The organism is Sinorhizobium sp. NG07B, assembly GCF_002532005.1.
GTDB classification, from domain to species: domain Bacteria; phylum Pseudomonadota; class Alphaproteobacteria; order Rhizobiales; family Rhizobiaceae; genus Sinorhizobium; species Sinorhizobium fredii_C.
On record NZ_NWTD01000001.1, the window covers coordinates 524,391 to 539,514 of the forward strand.

The 15,124-nt window shown below is 61.3% G+C and carries 10 protein-coding genes and 4 pseudogenes; 4 read left to right on the forward strand and 10 right to left on the reverse strand.

Annotated elements, in window-relative coordinates:
* Nucleotides 1-114 precede the first annotated feature (114 nt).
* Entirely contained in the window at nt 115-597 is a 483-nt protein-coding gene (locus tag CO664_RS02550) for a GNAT family N-acetyltransferase (RefSeq protein ID WP_176536530.1), read from the reverse strand.
* 238 nt (nt 598-835) lie between these two features.
* Here CO664_RS02550 and CO664_RS30085 point away from each other — a divergent pair.
* Nucleotides 836-957 (forward strand): annotated as a pseudogene (locus tag CO664_RS30085) (haloacid dehalogenase type II); the annotation flags it as partial.
* Nucleotides 958-1,099: 142 nt separating this feature from the next.
* On the opposite strand, the gene CO664_RS02560 reads toward CO664_RS30085, so the two are convergent.
* The 4 genes from CO664_RS02560 to CO664_RS02575 all read right to left on the reverse strand — a co-directional run bounded on the left by CO664_RS02560 (nt 1,100) and on the right by CO664_RS02575 (nt 4,924).
* The gene (locus CO664_RS02560) at nt 1,100-1,579 is read right to left on the reverse strand and encodes an Lrp/AsnC family transcriptional regulator (protein ID WP_097537858.1); all 480 of its coding nucleotides are present in this window, start codon (nt 1,577-1,579) and stop codon (nt 1,100-1,102) included.
* Between the two features lie 180 nt (nt 1,580-1,759).
* Complete coding sequence (locus CO664_RS02565; RefSeq protein WP_097527138.1) at nt 1,760-2,443, reverse strand: GntR family transcriptional regulator; 684 nt, start codon at nt 2,441-2,443, stop codon at nt 1,760-1,762.
* Between the two features lie 100 nt (nt 2,444-2,543).
* Entirely contained in the window at nt 2,544-3,914 is a 1,371-nt protein-coding gene (locus tag CO664_RS02570; protein ID WP_097537859.1) for an aspartate aminotransferase family protein, read from the reverse strand.
* Nucleotides 3,915-3,922: 8 nt separating this feature from the next.
* On the reverse strand, nt 3,923-4,924 hold the full coding sequence (locus CO664_RS02575) for a phosphotransferase (protein ID WP_097537860.1): 1,002 nt from the start codon (nt 4,922-4,924) through the stop codon (nt 3,923-3,925).
* A gap of 615 nt (nt 4,925-5,539) precedes the next feature.
* Here CO664_RS02575 and CO664_RS02580 point away from each other — a divergent pair.
* Entirely contained in the window at nt 5,540-6,229 is a 690-nt protein-coding gene (locus CO664_RS02580) for a haloacid dehalogenase type II (protein WP_037425763.1), read from the forward strand.
* A gap of 327 nt (nt 6,230-6,556) precedes the next feature.
* Here the strand turns inward: CO664_RS02580 and CO664_RS02585 are convergent.
* From CO664_RS02585 to CO664_RS02595, 3 pseudogenes are all read right to left on the reverse strand, one after another.
* Nucleotides 6,557-6,891 (reverse strand): annotated as a pseudogene (locus tag CO664_RS02585) (M20/M25/M40 family metallo-hydrolase); the annotation flags it as partial.
* A gap of 3 nt (nt 6,892-6,894) precedes the next feature.
* Nucleotides 6,895-8,132: pseudogene (locus tag CO664_RS02590) on the reverse strand (Zn-dependent hydrolase).
* Nucleotides 8,129-9,329, reverse strand: a pseudogene (locus CO664_RS02595) (diaminopropionate ammonia-lyase). The pseudogenes CO664_RS02590 and CO664_RS02595 overlap by 4 nt, the downstream one beginning before the upstream one ends.
* 99 nt (nt 9,330-9,428) lie before the next feature.
* Between CO664_RS02595 and CO664_RS02600 the strand changes: the two are divergent.
* Nucleotides 9,429-9,905 carry an Lrp/AsnC family transcriptional regulator gene (locus CO664_RS02600; protein WP_097537861.1) on the forward strand — a complete coding sequence of 159 codons (477 nt, stop codon included), beginning with the start codon at nt 9,429-9,431 and terminating at the stop codon, nt 9,903-9,905.
* A gap of 133 nt (nt 9,906-10,038) precedes the next feature.
* Here CO664_RS02600 and CO664_RS02605 read toward each other — a convergent pair whose 3' ends face one another.
* Complete coding sequence (locus tag CO664_RS02605; RefSeq protein WP_176536484.1) at nt 10,039-12,024, reverse strand: GGDEF and EAL domain-containing protein; 1,986 nt, start codon at nt 12,022-12,024, stop codon at nt 10,039-10,041.
* A gap of 308 nt (nt 12,025-12,332) precedes the next feature.
* On the opposite strand from CO664_RS02605, the gene CO664_RS02610 reads away from it, so the two are divergent.
* Nucleotides 12,333-13,376, forward strand: coding sequence for a class I SAM-dependent methyltransferase (locus tag CO664_RS02610; RefSeq protein ID WP_097527142.1), 1,044 nt, complete (start codon nt 12,333-12,335; stop codon nt 13,374-13,376).
* Nucleotides 13,377-13,623: 247 nt separating this feature from the next.
* Here CO664_RS02610 and CO664_RS02620 read toward each other — a convergent pair whose 3' ends face one another.
* Nucleotides 13,624-14,871: a tetratricopeptide repeat protein gene (locus CO664_RS02620; RefSeq protein WP_097537863.1), complete on the reverse strand. Its 1,248-nt coding sequence runs from the start codon at nt 14,869-14,871 to the stop codon at nt 13,624-13,626.
* Nucleotides 14,872-15,124: the final 253 nt, after the last annotated feature.

A 15,124-nucleotide genomic window follows, 5' to 3' on the forward strand; every position in this document is an offset into this window, starting at 1 on the left:
GAGACCGGGCTGTCGCAACCGATATAAGGCCGCCGGAACGGTTCCGCGGGTCTGTGGTGTGTCAATGTCGGATATGGACAGGACGGCATCTCACCCCAACGTCGGGAGCCGCCACTAGAGCGCTTGATACATAACGAAGGCGTCAACATAGCCATGTGTCGGGTGCCTGAACGCGCCGGGCAACGTGCCCACGACTTCAAAACCCATTCTCTGCCAAAGCGAAGTGGCGCGCTGGTTGGTGCTCACCACGAAGTTGAACTGCATTGCCCGATACCCGCGGGCGCGGGCGATTACCAATGAGTGTTCGCACATGGCGCGTGCGACGCCCCTAGCGGTCGCATCAGGCGCCGTGACGTATCCGCAGTTGCAAACATGCCGACCACCGCCAGCCTGATTGGGACGCACGTAGTAGGTACCGAGGATGGCGCCCGCTTGCTCGGCAACGAAGACTTCCTTGTCTGCGCCCAACCAGTAGGCGAGAGCCTCAGCGCGGCTCAGATTGCGATCGAGCGCATATGTTTCTCCCGCTCGGATCACGCGCTCGATGACTGACCAGACTGCGGGCGCGTCAGCGGATGAGGCGGGGCGAATATGCATAGCGGCATGATTACCTTTTGCGGCAGGTGCTGAGAAGCGGGTCATGTTGTTTTTGTCCTTGGCGGCTCCGCCCTCAGGCCTCGACGGTTGCCTCCGCGCGAAATCGAAAGAGCCAACCTGGCCTTTGGTCGAGAAGTTTCTGCTGACGAGTCGAAGAATCCGGCCGGTTCGGCGGCCGAGGCGCGGCCTACGATTGCTCACAACGGAAATGGATCCCTGTCAAAAAAGGGCGAAACGCATGGCCACTATCCGCCCGAAATTGATGACCTTGGCCTCGGCACGCTGATCAACTTTCAGATGGTGGAGGCGGCACGCGATCTTTACGGCAAGCGAACGAGGGAGCAGAAGATGCTGCAATTCCCCGCTTAGGGCGCTTTGAAATGGAGGTGCATCTATTCTATAGCCCGCCGGTTCTTCGGTTGTCGTCTCTCATCAATCTACCAGCACGAGATGCCGCCTGCTCATCAATGCGCGGCCGCCACACTGCCCGCATCAAGGTCTGCTACGAGGCTTGGAAAAGGCTTTCCAGCGGCAAATGCGCTTTGACCAGGGGCGATTTCAGGACGACGAAGCTGAAGTACCTGTCAATGCCGATTTCCGAATCGAGGAGCCGCTCCATCAGCGTCTGATACTCTTCGATTCCGGCGGTGACGAATTTTACGAGATAATCGTAGCCTCCGGAAACCAGATGGCACTCGATGACCTGATCGATCTTCTCGATCGCCGTAAGAAATCTCGCGAAGTCCAGTTGACGGTGGTTCTTCAGCGTGATCTCGGTGAACACCGTCAACGTCTGGCCCAGTTTTCCGATATTGATATGGGCAGAATAACCCTCGATATAGCCCTCCGCCTGTAGCTTTTTCACGCGCAACAAACAGGGACTTGGCGAGAGATTGACAATTTCCGAAAGCTCGACATTCGTCATTCGGCCATTCTTCTGCAATGCGTTAAGTATCTTGACGTCGATGCGATCAAGTTTCATTGGCTAGCTCCCGCTGATGAGGATGGCTGACGCCGCGACTCCGCCGAGAAGCAGTCTCTGGCGGAGCCGGAGAGGAAGCTTCCAAGTGGTGCTTGCTCCGCGTCGAACCGGCGGCACCGGCATCGTCAGCGCCGCCTGGCAGGTTATGCTCCCGAGCTGTCAGATTCCGGGGAGCGCTGGTCAACGTTGATCGAGCAACTTGATCTGGAGATCTTCCCAGTGCTCCTGGAACGCCTCCCGCGCCGTATCGTAGTGGCGGCTTCTCAAGCTGTTGATGAGCCGCTCGTGTTCCTCCGCCATTTCTTCGGCAGTGGCGTAGAAATCCTGCCGCTGTGCGAGGAGAAGCTCGATCTCGCCCTCGAGGTCTGAATAAGTTCGCTTCAGTCGAGCGCTGCCGCTAGCGGCGATGATTGCGCGGTGGAAGTCACGGTCCGCGGCAACCAGCAGGGATCTGTCGGAGGAGAGAGTCGACGCGTGCATAACCTCAACCGCCTCCAGCGCCTGAGATGGGATGACGCCGGTCAGCACGATCAGACGAATGGCCTCGCCCTCAATGGCGCCGCGCACGCGTGTGATATCGACAATATCGTCGGGTCCGAATTCGGGCACCACAAAGCCTCGGTTCGGTATCTGACGCAGCAGGCCCTGGGTGACGAGCACCTGGGCTGCTGTACGGAATGTGTGCCGCGAGGTCGAATGCTCCTCGCACATCTTCACGTCGCGAAGGAACTCGCCCGGTCGGAAATCTCCCGACAAGATGCGCCGCCGCAAGGCGTGGGTCAGGATTTCCACAGCACTAGCGGGCAAGGGCTCGACATTCATCTCAAGATCTTCGGCTTGAGTCTTGGCGTGCAGCGGCGGCATGGCTTTGGCTTTGCTCGTTGTTTTGTTTGCATACCTACGCCACATGCGGCGGCGTAGGGCAAGGGAGACGATATTGCGCCTCCCGGCTGCATGGTGGGTCCTAGATCTGCACGGACCGAAGCGCCTCGTCGACGCCCTCGAGCAGACGCGCCGCATTGGCCGATGTGAAGATGAGCGGGGGCCTAATCTTCAGGATATGCGCGTCCGCTCCGGTCGCGGAAATGAGGATGCGCCGGTCGCGCAAGGCATTAACGGCTGCAAGTGCGCGGTCCATGTCCGGCGTTTTCCGGTCTCTATCCTTGACGAGTTCGACGGCGAAATAGAGGCCGGCCCCGCGAACATCGCCGACGAATTCATATTTCTTCTGTAGGTCCCGGAGGCCGTCGAGGATTTCGCCGCCGACCTTGGCGGCGTTGTCCATCAGGCCCTCTTCGAGGATCGTGTCGAGCACGGCCCTTGCAGCGGCGATAGCGACGGAGTTGCCGCCAAAGGTGTTGAAGTAGCGCATGCTGGATCCGAATTCGGCAACGAGTTCGGGCCGCAGGACTACGCCGGCAACGGGATAGCCGTTGCCCATGGGCTTGCCCATGGTGACGATGTCCGGATCGACCTTGTGGCGGGAGTGACCCCAAAGATGGGTGCCGGTCCGCCCGAATCCGGACTGCACCTCGTCGGCGATGAACAGCCCGCCCGCCTTGCGCACCACTTCCGCCACCGGCGCCAATACGTCCGTCGGATCGACGTAGAGACCATCGGAGGAAAAGACGGAGTCGGCGATGAAGGCCGCTAGGCCGCCGCCATGCCGTTCCATGTCGGCGATCTGCCGCGCGACATCCTCTGCCATCCGCCGGCCGATTTCCTCGACGGGCAGGCGATAGGAATCCGGCGCGGCGATCGTGCGAAGATACGGGTCCAGGGCCGACTTCTTGCCGAGTGACGGCGATATTGCCGCCACCGCGCCGCTGTTGCCGTGATAGGCTTCGGCCGTAACAATGACGCCGGTCTTGCGTGTGTGGTAGCGCGCGATACGCAAGGCGAGATCGTTGGCTTCCGAGCCGGTGCACGTGAACATCGCGCATCCGGTCCGGCCGAGTTCGCCACCGAACGTATCGATCAGGGCTTCAGCATAGTCCAGCAGGGGCACCTGCATGTAACGCGTGTGGGTACAGAGTACCTCGATCTGCTTCTGGATCGCCTCGACGACACGCGGATGAGAGTGCCCCAGGGATACCACGTTGTTGTAAGCGTCGAGATATTCGTTGCCGTGCTTGTCATAGAGGAAGACGCCCTTGGCACGGGAGATCTCAACCGGCGACTTGTAGAAGAGCCGATAAGCGGGCCCGAGCAGCCTTTGCCGCCTGGCGATATGCGCCAGATCATCACTTGTGAGATGAGACGTGTCCTGAGGATTGAAGCCATTTGGCATGTCGCCACGGAAGCCCTTGGGCAGGGTAGTCGCTTGCTTGGACATTACGGTTCCTATCGTGTCAGAAGATCGGAAATCTGTGCGGTCGAAATCGAGTGGAACCACTCGAGGTGGGCCCAGCCGGCTTCGGTATTGCGCAGGATATAGCGGCTATTCTCGGGGAAGATTTCGGCGCGCCAACACGTCAGCAGCGCACGGACCGCAAGACGGCCCATCGACAGGAAGGGGATGAGCCGGAGTTCCTCGTCCGTCAGTTCGGCGTGGCGGAGATAGCCGCGCAGAACGTCGCGGGGTTCGTCGAACAGGTCACGCCGGTTCCCATGGTCGAACGTTTTTGGCATTTGATTCATCAACGCCGTGGAGACATCGACGGCGACAGCGGTACGGACCGCATCGCCGAAATCGATGACGCCGGTCAGGAACTGCGGGCTGGCATGATCGACGACTAGGTTCGATGTATTGAAGTCGTTGTGGAGCACTTGCCGCCGGCACAGGTCGAGGCTCGGCTTGACTTCGGCAAACCGCTCAAGCGCGCGGACGGTCCAGGCACGCTTGCCGCCCTCGGGGATGAAGCTCAACAGATCGGTGAGATCGAGCAGATGGGTGACGTCCCATGCCAGCGCCCGGCGGTCTGCGGGATGCGAGAAATCGGCCATGGCATGACGCAGCTTTGCCAGGATTTCGCCGATCCGTTCGCGCTGTGGGGCTGTGGCAGATGTCCGGTCGAGCGGAGTACCTTGGAGGAAGGTGATGAGCCGCACCACGCGCCGCTCGCCGGCACTGGTCGTGATGATGGGCAAATCCCCGCCGTCGACGTCGCGAAGTGCACGGGGGACGGGTAGATCTGGCGCCCGCTGCTCGAGATGACGCATCAGCGCGACCTGGAAATCGAGCTCCTCCATCCGCTCGGAAGGATGAGCGATCTTCAGCACAAACTTCCCGCGGGCCGCACAGTTGAGGAGGAACGTGTCGTCTTTCTCAGTTTCAAAGCGCGTGGCCGAGCCACGCGCGCCATATAGTCGTCCGGCGATTTCTTCGGCTTCCGCTGCGCCCACGGGATGGCACGCCTCGGAAAGCTCAGGGACGCGGGCTGGCCCGCACTGATGCTTGTGACCCATCTTCAACTCATTCAGTTTCTGCCTCGAGAATGGGCAGCTCGATGGCCTCAGTATCTCACGATCTAATTTTTGTACAACAATTTTTTCGATTCGGACCTTTTGCGGTTGGAGGCATCAGTCTTTTTGCTGCCGGATGAACGATTGACGACCGGGCAGAATGCTCCGATGAGCTCTTGTAATCGCTGGAAAAAAGGGAAAACGGGAGGCTTCAGCCGAGAAATTTGTGCTGATGAATAGCGACGTACTCCAGCTGTGGGAAAGTAGCGGGACGACGACCGTTCAAAAAATTGTTGGACAATTGCTTGCCATCGCCGCAAAGTTATGCCAGGGTGCTCCCACTGGCCGGAATGCAGTAATCAAGGTGGAGTGCTCCGCCTGGGTGGATTGGCCTGATATAAAAAGGCACAGGAAACGAAACTGATCAGATGCGGACATCTCAAAGATGTCTGCTTCGCTGCCGCATTGCGGTCTATCCGCACCGCGATCTCATGCCCACTACGATGATCTTGTATCGGCACACTGTGCCGTGGAAACTTGGAAGGAATACACGCCATGACCCAATTTCGACCGAAGTACGTCACCTTCGACTGCTACGGCACGCTCACAAATTTCGATATGGCCGGGGCTGCGCGGCGCGTCTACGGCGAGCGTCTCTCCCCAGAAGCGATGGCCGGCTTTGTCGAGGCTTTTAGAGGCTATCGCCTTGACGAGGTGCTAGGGCCATGGAAACCTTTCCTCGAAGTGGTGCACAATTCCGTCGAGCGCAGCTGCAAACGCATCGGTATCCCGTTCAGACCCGAAGACGCGCAACGCATCTATGACGAAGTGCCAACCTGGGGTCCGCACCCGGACGTCCCGGCTGGCCTGTCCAGGGTGGCCGAGGAAATTCCGCTGGTCATCCTGTCGAACTCCATGAACAGCCTGATCATGTCGAACGTGGAAAAGCTGGGCGCGCCCATCCATATGGTCATCACGGCAGAAGAAGTCGGGGCATACAAACCTCTGATGAAGGGCTTCGAATACATGCTCGACAAGCTCGGCTGCGGGCCCGAAGACATTACTCATGTGTCCTCATCCTTCCGCTACGACCTGATGACCGCCTATGACCTGGGCATCAAGAGCAAGGTCTGGGTCAACCGCGGCCATGAGCCGGCCAATCCCTATTACGAATACACCGAGATCAAGGATATCGGCGGGTTAGCCGCCGCTGTTGGCCTGGAGCCAGCCCTCAAGCGCGCCTGAAAAACTAGCGCTCAGGCGCTGTTGCTACGATGAGACCGGGGCGGTTCATTCGCCCCTTCTCCTATAAGGGGAGCAAGCAGGGCCTTTCGGGGAGCACGAGTGACCTGCTCGCGTTAGAGGACGATGTGTTCGAACGTGACGCAACGACACGTTGAACCGCGCTGGCACACCGGCGCCCTCGCTGGTCCTTCGACGCCTAAAGCGGACTCATGGGGCCGACCGCCTTATTTTAAATGTCTACCGTGGGCATGCAGTCCATAACCCCAGCATATGGTCCAACTCGCGCAGCCATACCCACAGCGTCGATGACACACCACGTGGACAGCGACGTGCGGCGCCGAGCAGCATCGCCGTATGGCCGTCATGGCCGCAGGCATGCATGAAGCCGGGATGGCGCGACGCATGGGGCAGGTTCGACTGTTCGGAGATGCGCAGGGCGTCCATGTCGGCCCTGAGCGCAATCGACCGGTTGCCATTGCCCCGCTTCAGTGTCCCGACGACGCCGGTGCCGCCGACTCCTTCGGCGACATCGTCGAGCCCGAACTCCCGAAGCTTTGCGGCGACGAAAGCCGAGGTCTGCCTTTCCTCGAAGCCGAATTCCGGATGGGCGTGAAGGTGGGGCGCCACTCCCGCATCTCAGAGACCAGTCGCCCGAGATCCATCGCCTATTCCTCCTCCGTCATTTTGCGAACGACATCGAGCAGGATGTTGGCGCCGGCAATCAGGTCATCATCCGCGGTGAATTCCTTCGGATTATGGCTGATGCCGCCCTTGCTCGGCACGAAGATTATCGCCGTGGGCGCAATCCGCGCGATCATTTGCGCGTCATGGCCGGCGCCCGACGTCATCCGGCGGCAGGGAAGGGCGCGTGCCTCGGCGGCAGCCTCGATGGTCGCGACGATCCTCTCGTCGAACTTCACCGGCTCGAAGCGCGCCAGGCGTTCCACCGATATCGTGACATCCTCTTCGGCTGAAAGCGTTTCGAGGAAGCGGGCAAGGGCTGCTTCTTCCTGCTTCAACCGCTCCTCGTCCGGGTCGCGCAGGTCGACCGTGAATGTCGCGCACGAGGGGATGACGTTGATGGCGTTGGGCTCGAATTCCATGCAGCCGACGGTCGCCACCGTCGGCGTGTTCGACGCCTTCACACGCTCCCGCAGGAAGGTGACGACGCGGGCGGCCGCGTGGCCGGCGTCGCGCCGCATGGAGATCGGCGTCGTCCCGGCATGATTGGCATCACCCTCGATCGTCACCTTCTGCCAGGAAATGCCCTGCAGGTTTTCGACCGCGCCGAGCGGGATGCCCTCGCGCTCCAGGACCGGACCCTGCTCGATATGCAGTTCGATATAGGCGTGCGGCTTCAAAAAGCCTGGTCCCTTATCACCCGCATAGCCCGTCCGCCGGAGCTCGTCGCCGAGCTTCGATCCGTCGGTTCCGACCGTGGCAAGTGCCGCCTCGGCATCGAGTCCGCCTGCATAGACGAGCGACCCCCTTATGTCGGGCGCATAGCGCACGCCTTCCTCATTGGTGAAGGTGGCAACGACGATGGGGCGTGACGGCATGAAGCCGCTTCCTTGAGCGTCTCGATCACCTCGAGGCCCGAAAGCACGCGGTAGCATCCGTCATAGATACCGGCATTGATGACCGTGTCGATGTGCGAACCGAGCATCACCGGCGCGGCATCAGCCATGCCGTCCGCAGCCCAGATGCCGAAGATATTGCCGATCCGGTCGACGGCGACGTCAAGGCCGGCCGCCTCAATCCATGAGACGAGCCGGTCGCGGCCCTCCCTGTCCGCATTGGATGCGGCAAGACGCGTCAGCTGGCCACCTTCGTCGCGGCCGATCGCACCGAGTTCGGAAAGCCGGCCGAGCAGCCGGGCGGAATCGATGGAATGTTTGCTCATGCTGCACCTCGCGACACGACATCCTCAGGCGAGAGCCCGAGGATCTCTTGGTATTTGCCCGGATCGGTCGCACCCTCCGTATTGACCAGGAAGATGCGCGATTCCGGGCCCATGGAAAGCGCCGCCTTCACTTCGCGATCGGCGACCGCCTTCAGAAAACCGGCGAGGCCGACACCGCCGCTCTCGCCGGCTACGACGGCCGGATCGGTCCCGATCGGATTGGCAAGGCGCCGCATCACCGCAACGGCGTCCTCCTCGTCGACGGTCATGAAGGCATCGGCGACGCGCGACAGGATGCGCCAGGCGACGAGCGACGGCTCGTGGCATTCGAGCATTGCCATGACGGTCGGTTCGCCATGCGGCACCGTCCACGGGATGGCCGGCCCGTGCCGTTTCGAACAGGCAGGCGGCGCGGGCGGGATCGACGACGGTAAAGACCGGCCGCCGCTCACCGAGCACGATCGCCAGATGGCCGGCGACCGCCGCGGCGATGCCGCCGACGCCGGACTGGATGAAGACATGGGTCGGCGGCGCCGGCATCTGCCTGAGCGCCTCGCGCACAAGCGCGGTATAGCCTTGCATCACCAGTCCTGGAATGCGCTCGTAACCCGGCCAGGAGGTGTCGGAGACGATGGTCCAGTTGCGTTCATTGGCAACACGCGCGGCCCCCTTGACGGAATCGTCGTAGCTTCCCGCGACACGGATCATCTCGGCCCCGAAGCGCGCAATCGCCGCCACGCGCTCGTCGCTTACGCCGGCATGGACAAAGATCGCCGCCCGCGCGCCGACGAGCTCGGCGCCCTGGGCGACCGACCGGCCATGATTGCCGTCGGTGGCGCAGGCAAAGGTCATGCTACCGGCGATCTTGCGGATCTCAGGGGAATAGAGCTCGGCCATATCGACTGGCCTTCCCAACTTTGCTTCGGCTTCTTCGAGGACGAGACGGATGACGGCATAGGCGCCACCGAGCGCCTTGAAGCTGCCGAGCCCCAGCCGCTGTCCTTCGTCCTTCAGATGAATCGCGGCAACGCCGGTTTCGGCCGCGAGAGCCGGCAGGGAGACGAGCGGCGTCTCGGCATGTTGGTCGCGATAGCCGAGGTGGCGTTCCACGCCCGCCGCCGCGTCCGAGCCGAGGATCGTGGCATGCGCCGTTTCGAGCGGCAGCCGATAATCCGCGTTGCTGTTGGGGATGAACATGAAGACCTCGCTTGTTGTTTGCCGGAAACATATTGCGAAGCGCATGAAAAAGGCGCTGAGATTCGCGCCTCGTTTTGCAGATTTGTTTCGGGAGTTACCATGCCACCCCCTAACGCGCCGCAGCTCGATGCCTTCGACCGCCAAATCCTCGAGATCCTGCAGCGCGACAACACGACGCCGCAGCGCACGATCGGCGAGGCCGTCAATCTCTCCGCACCCGCCGTACAGCGGCGCATCAAGCGGATGACGGAACAGGGCGTCATACGCGCCAATATCGCCGTCATCGACCCCGCCGCCGTCGGCCAGGCGATCACCATCTTCGTCGAGGTGGAGGTCATCAGCGAGACGGCGGAACAGATTGAGCAGGCTAAGCGCGAATTCGCCGCCGCCCCTGAGATCCAGCGATGCTATTACGTGACCGGCGAGGCCGACTTCGTCCTCGTCATCGTCGTGCCCTCGATGGCCGACTATGAAGCACTCACCCGCCGCCTGTTCTTCGGCAACAACAACGTCAAACGCTTCCGCACCTTCGTCGCCATGGACAGGATTAAGGTGGAGCTGAGCGTTCCGACGTAAAGGTCGCTTTGCACCTCACAAAGTGGGCAAAGCGGCCTCGGTGCAAGCGTGGCGGCCTGTAGGTCTTCCATTGCCCGTCGAGTCAGCTTCGGCGTTCAATGCGGTGCTTGTCAGCCGGCCGTGCTGGGGGGTGTCAGAGCCGCCGCTGGCCTGTTTTTGGCACTGAGGGGAGGCGGAAAGTCTGCGCGGGCGCCGGACGGCCGACATGGAATCCCTGGACCTGGTCGATACGGAATTGTCGCATCAATGCCAGTTGTTCCTCGGTCTCCACGCCTTCCACGAGGATCTTATGGCCGCGATTTCGCACGAGTCCGATAATGTCCTCAAGCATCGCCTTGCCCCGCGGGGTGTCGCAGTCGTGCAGGAAGGAGCGGTCGATCTTCACCGTGTCGAAATCGATCAGCCGCAGCCAGGACAGGCCGGCGAAGCCCGTTCCGAAGTCGTCGAGCCATATCCTGACGCCGAGCGTCTTGAGGTCGCTGATGCAGCGCAGGATATCGGAATGCATCTCCATCTCCAGGCCCTCCGTGATTTCGAGAGCCAGTCGGCCGCCGGCAACGCCGGTTTCTCCGAGAATCGCCGCTACGGAGGCCGCGAAGCCCGGTGATTTCAGCTGGATCGGGGAGACGTTCACACTGACGACGGGCACGTGCTCGGCGGCCAGAAGTTCGCGGCACACTCTCCTGATCGCCCAACGCCCGAGATCCAGGATGGCGCCGGTGCGCTCCGCGACCGGAATGAAGAGGCTGGGGGGCACCGCGGTGCCATCCAGCATTTTCAGCCGCATGAGCGCCTCGACCGCATCGACGCGTCCCGACGCGACGTTTCGAATAGGCTGATAGACGAGCGAGACGAGGTCCTGATCGATGGCAATTTTCAGCAGGGCGGCGATGTTCTCGCTCTCGTCGCTGCTGAGCGGATCATTCGGATCGAAGAGCCGGGCGCAGTTGCGGCCGCTCGCCTTTGCGCCATAAAGCGCCCGATCGGCCTCGTGGATCAGCCTCTCGAGCTTTGAGCCCGTCTGATTTCGGCTGAACGCCGCACCGACGCTGACGGTGACGACCGACATTCCGTCGCGCCGCTGCCCGTGCTCCAGAGCCAGTTTTTCCACGCTGCAACGGATCGCTTCGGCAAGCGCGGCCGCCTCGTCGCTGGTCTCCAGACGGGCGAGCACAATGAACTCTTCGCCGCCGTAGCGGCCGATCGAACCGTTGACCGGCTCGATCGAGTCCTTGAGAGCGCTGGCGACGAGAACGAGACAGCGGTCGCCCTCCTGGTGCCCATAGAAGTCGTTGTATTTCTTGAAGAAGTCCACGTCGATGAGGAACGCGGCGAAACTCGTTCCCTTCTTCTGCCAGTCACTCCAATAGTCGCGGAGCTTCTGGTCGACGGCGCGGCGGTTGTCGAGGCCGGTCAGCGAATCTGTATTCGACAGCCGCAGCAGGGCCCTGCCGCGTTCGGAGGCCTCCTTCTGCTGAATGCGCGCTTCGAAGGCGTTGAGAAAGACCTTGTAGCGCTCCCTGTTGAGCTTCCAGTTCACATAGGAGGTGAAGACGAAGCAGGAGATGTTGAAGGTGCCGAAGGCGAGCCGGTAGGAGACCTCCGCCGGAGAGAAGGACAGCACCGCCGCAAAGAAAATCATCAGGATGGTGACGGATGCGAACAGCGAAACGCGGAACTGGAAGCTGAAGAACAGATTGACGCTCATCATGAAGATCGCGCCGAAGACCATGTAATAGGAGATGCTTTCGGTGTCTGCGGTCATCATCGCCGGATAGAGCCATCCGGCATAGGCGACGACGAGCGCTGCGGCAGCCGTGACGTCGATCGCGTTCGCGCTGGCGTTCAGCCGGATCTGCGCCTCGATTAGCATCAGCGCGACGATCGCAATCGTGAATCGCGCCGCAATCGTATAATGCGCCACATCCGGAACCAGCAGGATGTCGGTAATCGAAAACAACAGATAGACCGCGACAGCGGTCCAGAACCCGTGCCGCGTCGCCTGCTTGCGAGCGCCTTCACCCTCGTTTTCATAGAGCGCGCGCAGCTCGGTCGAGGCCGGTCGCGGCGGCTCTCTGTGAAGGTCGATCTCAACTACGTCGGCCAGCCTGTGCTTCATGCACCGATCCATTGCGTTTGCGTCTTCTTGTAAGCCCGAAGTCTCTCTTCGACGAGTGGCACGGGGACGTCCTGCACTTGCCGCTTGCTTGGGGAGATACTGAGGGCGCGCAGCATTGTTCGGCACATTAGTTCAGGTCCATTAAGTTTTGCTGAATTGGAAATGGGGCAAAGGTGCACGTAATAGTGTAGCAAAACAGGTCAGTCGGGGCGGTCGTTAACCATAATATTCGAAATGTTGAAATTGGATTTGGCGCACTCGCGGTTCTTGCGCATAATGTTAACGATCTATTAACGGATGAGTCTCGCGTGACCCAAATTCAGATTGCCTTCGACGGCGAAAGCCTCATTACCCCCACCGCCATCACAACCGAACTCTCGACAGCCAAGACGGATCGCCATGACGAGCAGCTCAGAACCGGCGAAGCCGAGGTCGCTCTGGCGCTGATGATTGCCCAGCAGCAGATCGAGCAGCGCCGCGAGCCCCCGTCGATCATTCACCAGCTGATCGGCGCGCTTCACGAGATACGCCGCAAGTCCGATCCGAGCGTCTGGCAGGAGCTGATCCCGATCGTCCAGAACCATCCGGCGGCGAATTACTTCCATGAGGATCCGTTCACGCGCTGGTCCTTCCGCAAACCGCGCGGCTATTCCGGCGACGCGCAGCTGATCGACTTCATCTACGGCCATCCGAGCGTGTCCGAGGAGATCGCCAAGGCCTCTCCGCTTGGGCGCACGCTTTACGAATACACGAAGAATGCGCCGTCCTCGGTAGCCGTCAGGGAACGCCGCGACCTCTTGACCCGGCATGTCGACGCGATCGCCGCCGAAAAGGGGCCCGAGACGGAAATCCTGACGATCGCGGCCGGTCATCTGCGCGAGGCCGATCGCTCGGTGGCGTTGCAGGAGCGGCGGATCAAGCGCTGGATCGCTCTCGATCAGGACCCATTGAGCGTCGGGTCGATGGTTCGCGACTTCAGGGGAACTTGCGTCGAGGCGATCGACGGTTCCGTTCGCGGCCTTCTGACCAGGTCCCAGGAACTGGGCCAGTTCGACTTCATCTACGCCGCCGGCCTCTATGATTACTTGGCGGACAAGGTGGCGGTGAAGCTCACGCAGCGATGCCTCGAAATGCTGAAGCCGGGAGGGATCTTCCTCTTCGCCAATTTCGCGCAGGACATCAGCGACGACGGTTATATGGAGACGTTGATGAACTGGGCGCTGTTGCTGCGCTCGGAAGCGGACATGTGGAGCATCATCAATGCGAGCGTCGACCGCAACGCGATCGACGCGCGGCTGGAATTCGGCGCCAACCGCAACATCGTCTACGGTATCCTGCAGAAGCGTTCCTAATTACAGCGCCGCGCGTCCTATCAGACGCGCAAAGGTCGCTGTAACACCTTGAAAGGCTGCACGTCTTTGTCCTTAAATCGAGATCGAGTCAAGGAGACATGAAGTAGGCGACGCCGAGGGCGTTCGCGGGCTTCAGCCCCGTCGCGACCGGCTTTCGTTTCCGCATCCGGCAGGACGCGCAACAGCACGGAAGCCGCCGTCCCGCTCTGTCGAGCGGGACGGCGAAGCTGATTCCGGGCCCGGCCCGTCAGTGTCTCCGTTTCGAGCCGTGGGGGTCGATCCGGATCGGTCTCGCATGCAGATGGGCGGAGACGCCGGCGGGCACGGAAGGCTTGAGGAGTGCGGCCGGAGGCAGGAGCCGAACGGCTATTGCGGGAGCCGCCTGGGTCTCGCGGGAGCGACGGCCCGCCTGCGCTAGTGGCTTCTGCGGCGTCCGCTTGGTTGCCCTCTGCTCTTCCATCGCCGATCGCAACCGCAGGCGCGACACCGCCTCCCGCGATCTGAGCTTGCATCGGAGATGCTCCGGATCGTCGGAAGCGATGCCTTCGAAACTCAGGAAGGTGGCGATGGCAGCGTCTCTCTGGCCTGCGGCCAGCAGACAGACGGCCAGTTTGAACCGGACGAGGCCGAGATGCGCGCTTCGGGCAAGCAGATCCTCGAAGGTTTCGCTCGCCTCATGGTAGCGGGCTTGCGCCATCAGGGCGTCGCCCAGCCGGTGCTGGATCTTGTCCGCCTCCGGCATAGCCGAGAGGAGGCCGCGATAAAGATGTTCCGCTTCGGCGTGGTCTCCCCTTTCGGTGCAGAGCTGTGCCAAGCCGTAGCGGGCATAGACATGCTTGGGGGCTGCATGGATCACCTGCCGATACCCGGTCTCCGCTGCGTCCAGCTTGCCTCGGCTGTGCAGCTCCATGGCGCGCTCGAAGACGAAGTCGATGCTGCGCTGATTGAGACAGTCGCGCAGATTGCGGCCGGTGCGCGTCTTGACGAGGAGGCAGCGGACCGGCTGTTCGCAGACATCGGACCCGTCCTCGCCGCCGCCGCCATCCTCGCGGATAAACTGTTCGTCGGCAAAGGCGTCGAGCAAGCGCTCAGTCCGGTCGGAGGCAAGATCGAGATAGTCGAACCGCAGGCTTGCCCAGTTCTCGCGACGAATGATGCTGGCGGATGCATCCGCCGCCTCATTCTCGAGGCCCGGCATGCAAAGCAGGCCGGCGCGGCCGGAGCCGTGATTGCCGATCATCAGAATCTCGTCGCAGAACAGGCCGCTCGTCTTGTCGCGGTAGGTTGCCACGCGAAGCGGCAGAAAGGCGCAGTAATCCGCATCGTCGGGTCGCCTTAGCGCCAGGATAAACCACCGCTCCTGCCGGGGCAGGTACTGGCGCAGCCAATCCCAGGAAAGGCAAGGGTGGGAGTCGGGATCGTTGCGATAAAGCTCGTCCCAGGTTTTGCGGATATTCTCAAAATCCTCAATACGCTCAATAAATTCTGTAAACATAGCTCCTCGCAATGAAATAAGTAATGAAAATAAAATGCGGCTATAGGACTTAAATTATCAAAACATGAGCTAGCAATAAGTGAGAATAGTAGCAATTTGCGAGTTATTTTGCAATGGCTAGGCACGTCAAGAGTGTGGACGACTAAGCAAGAATCCGGCCTCCCCGTCCTATCCGTCGGCCGGCAGGCAAGCCGTCCCTTGACTGCCCACAAATGCGGCCGACCCCGGCCAACGCTCGGTGCGTCAGGGGGTC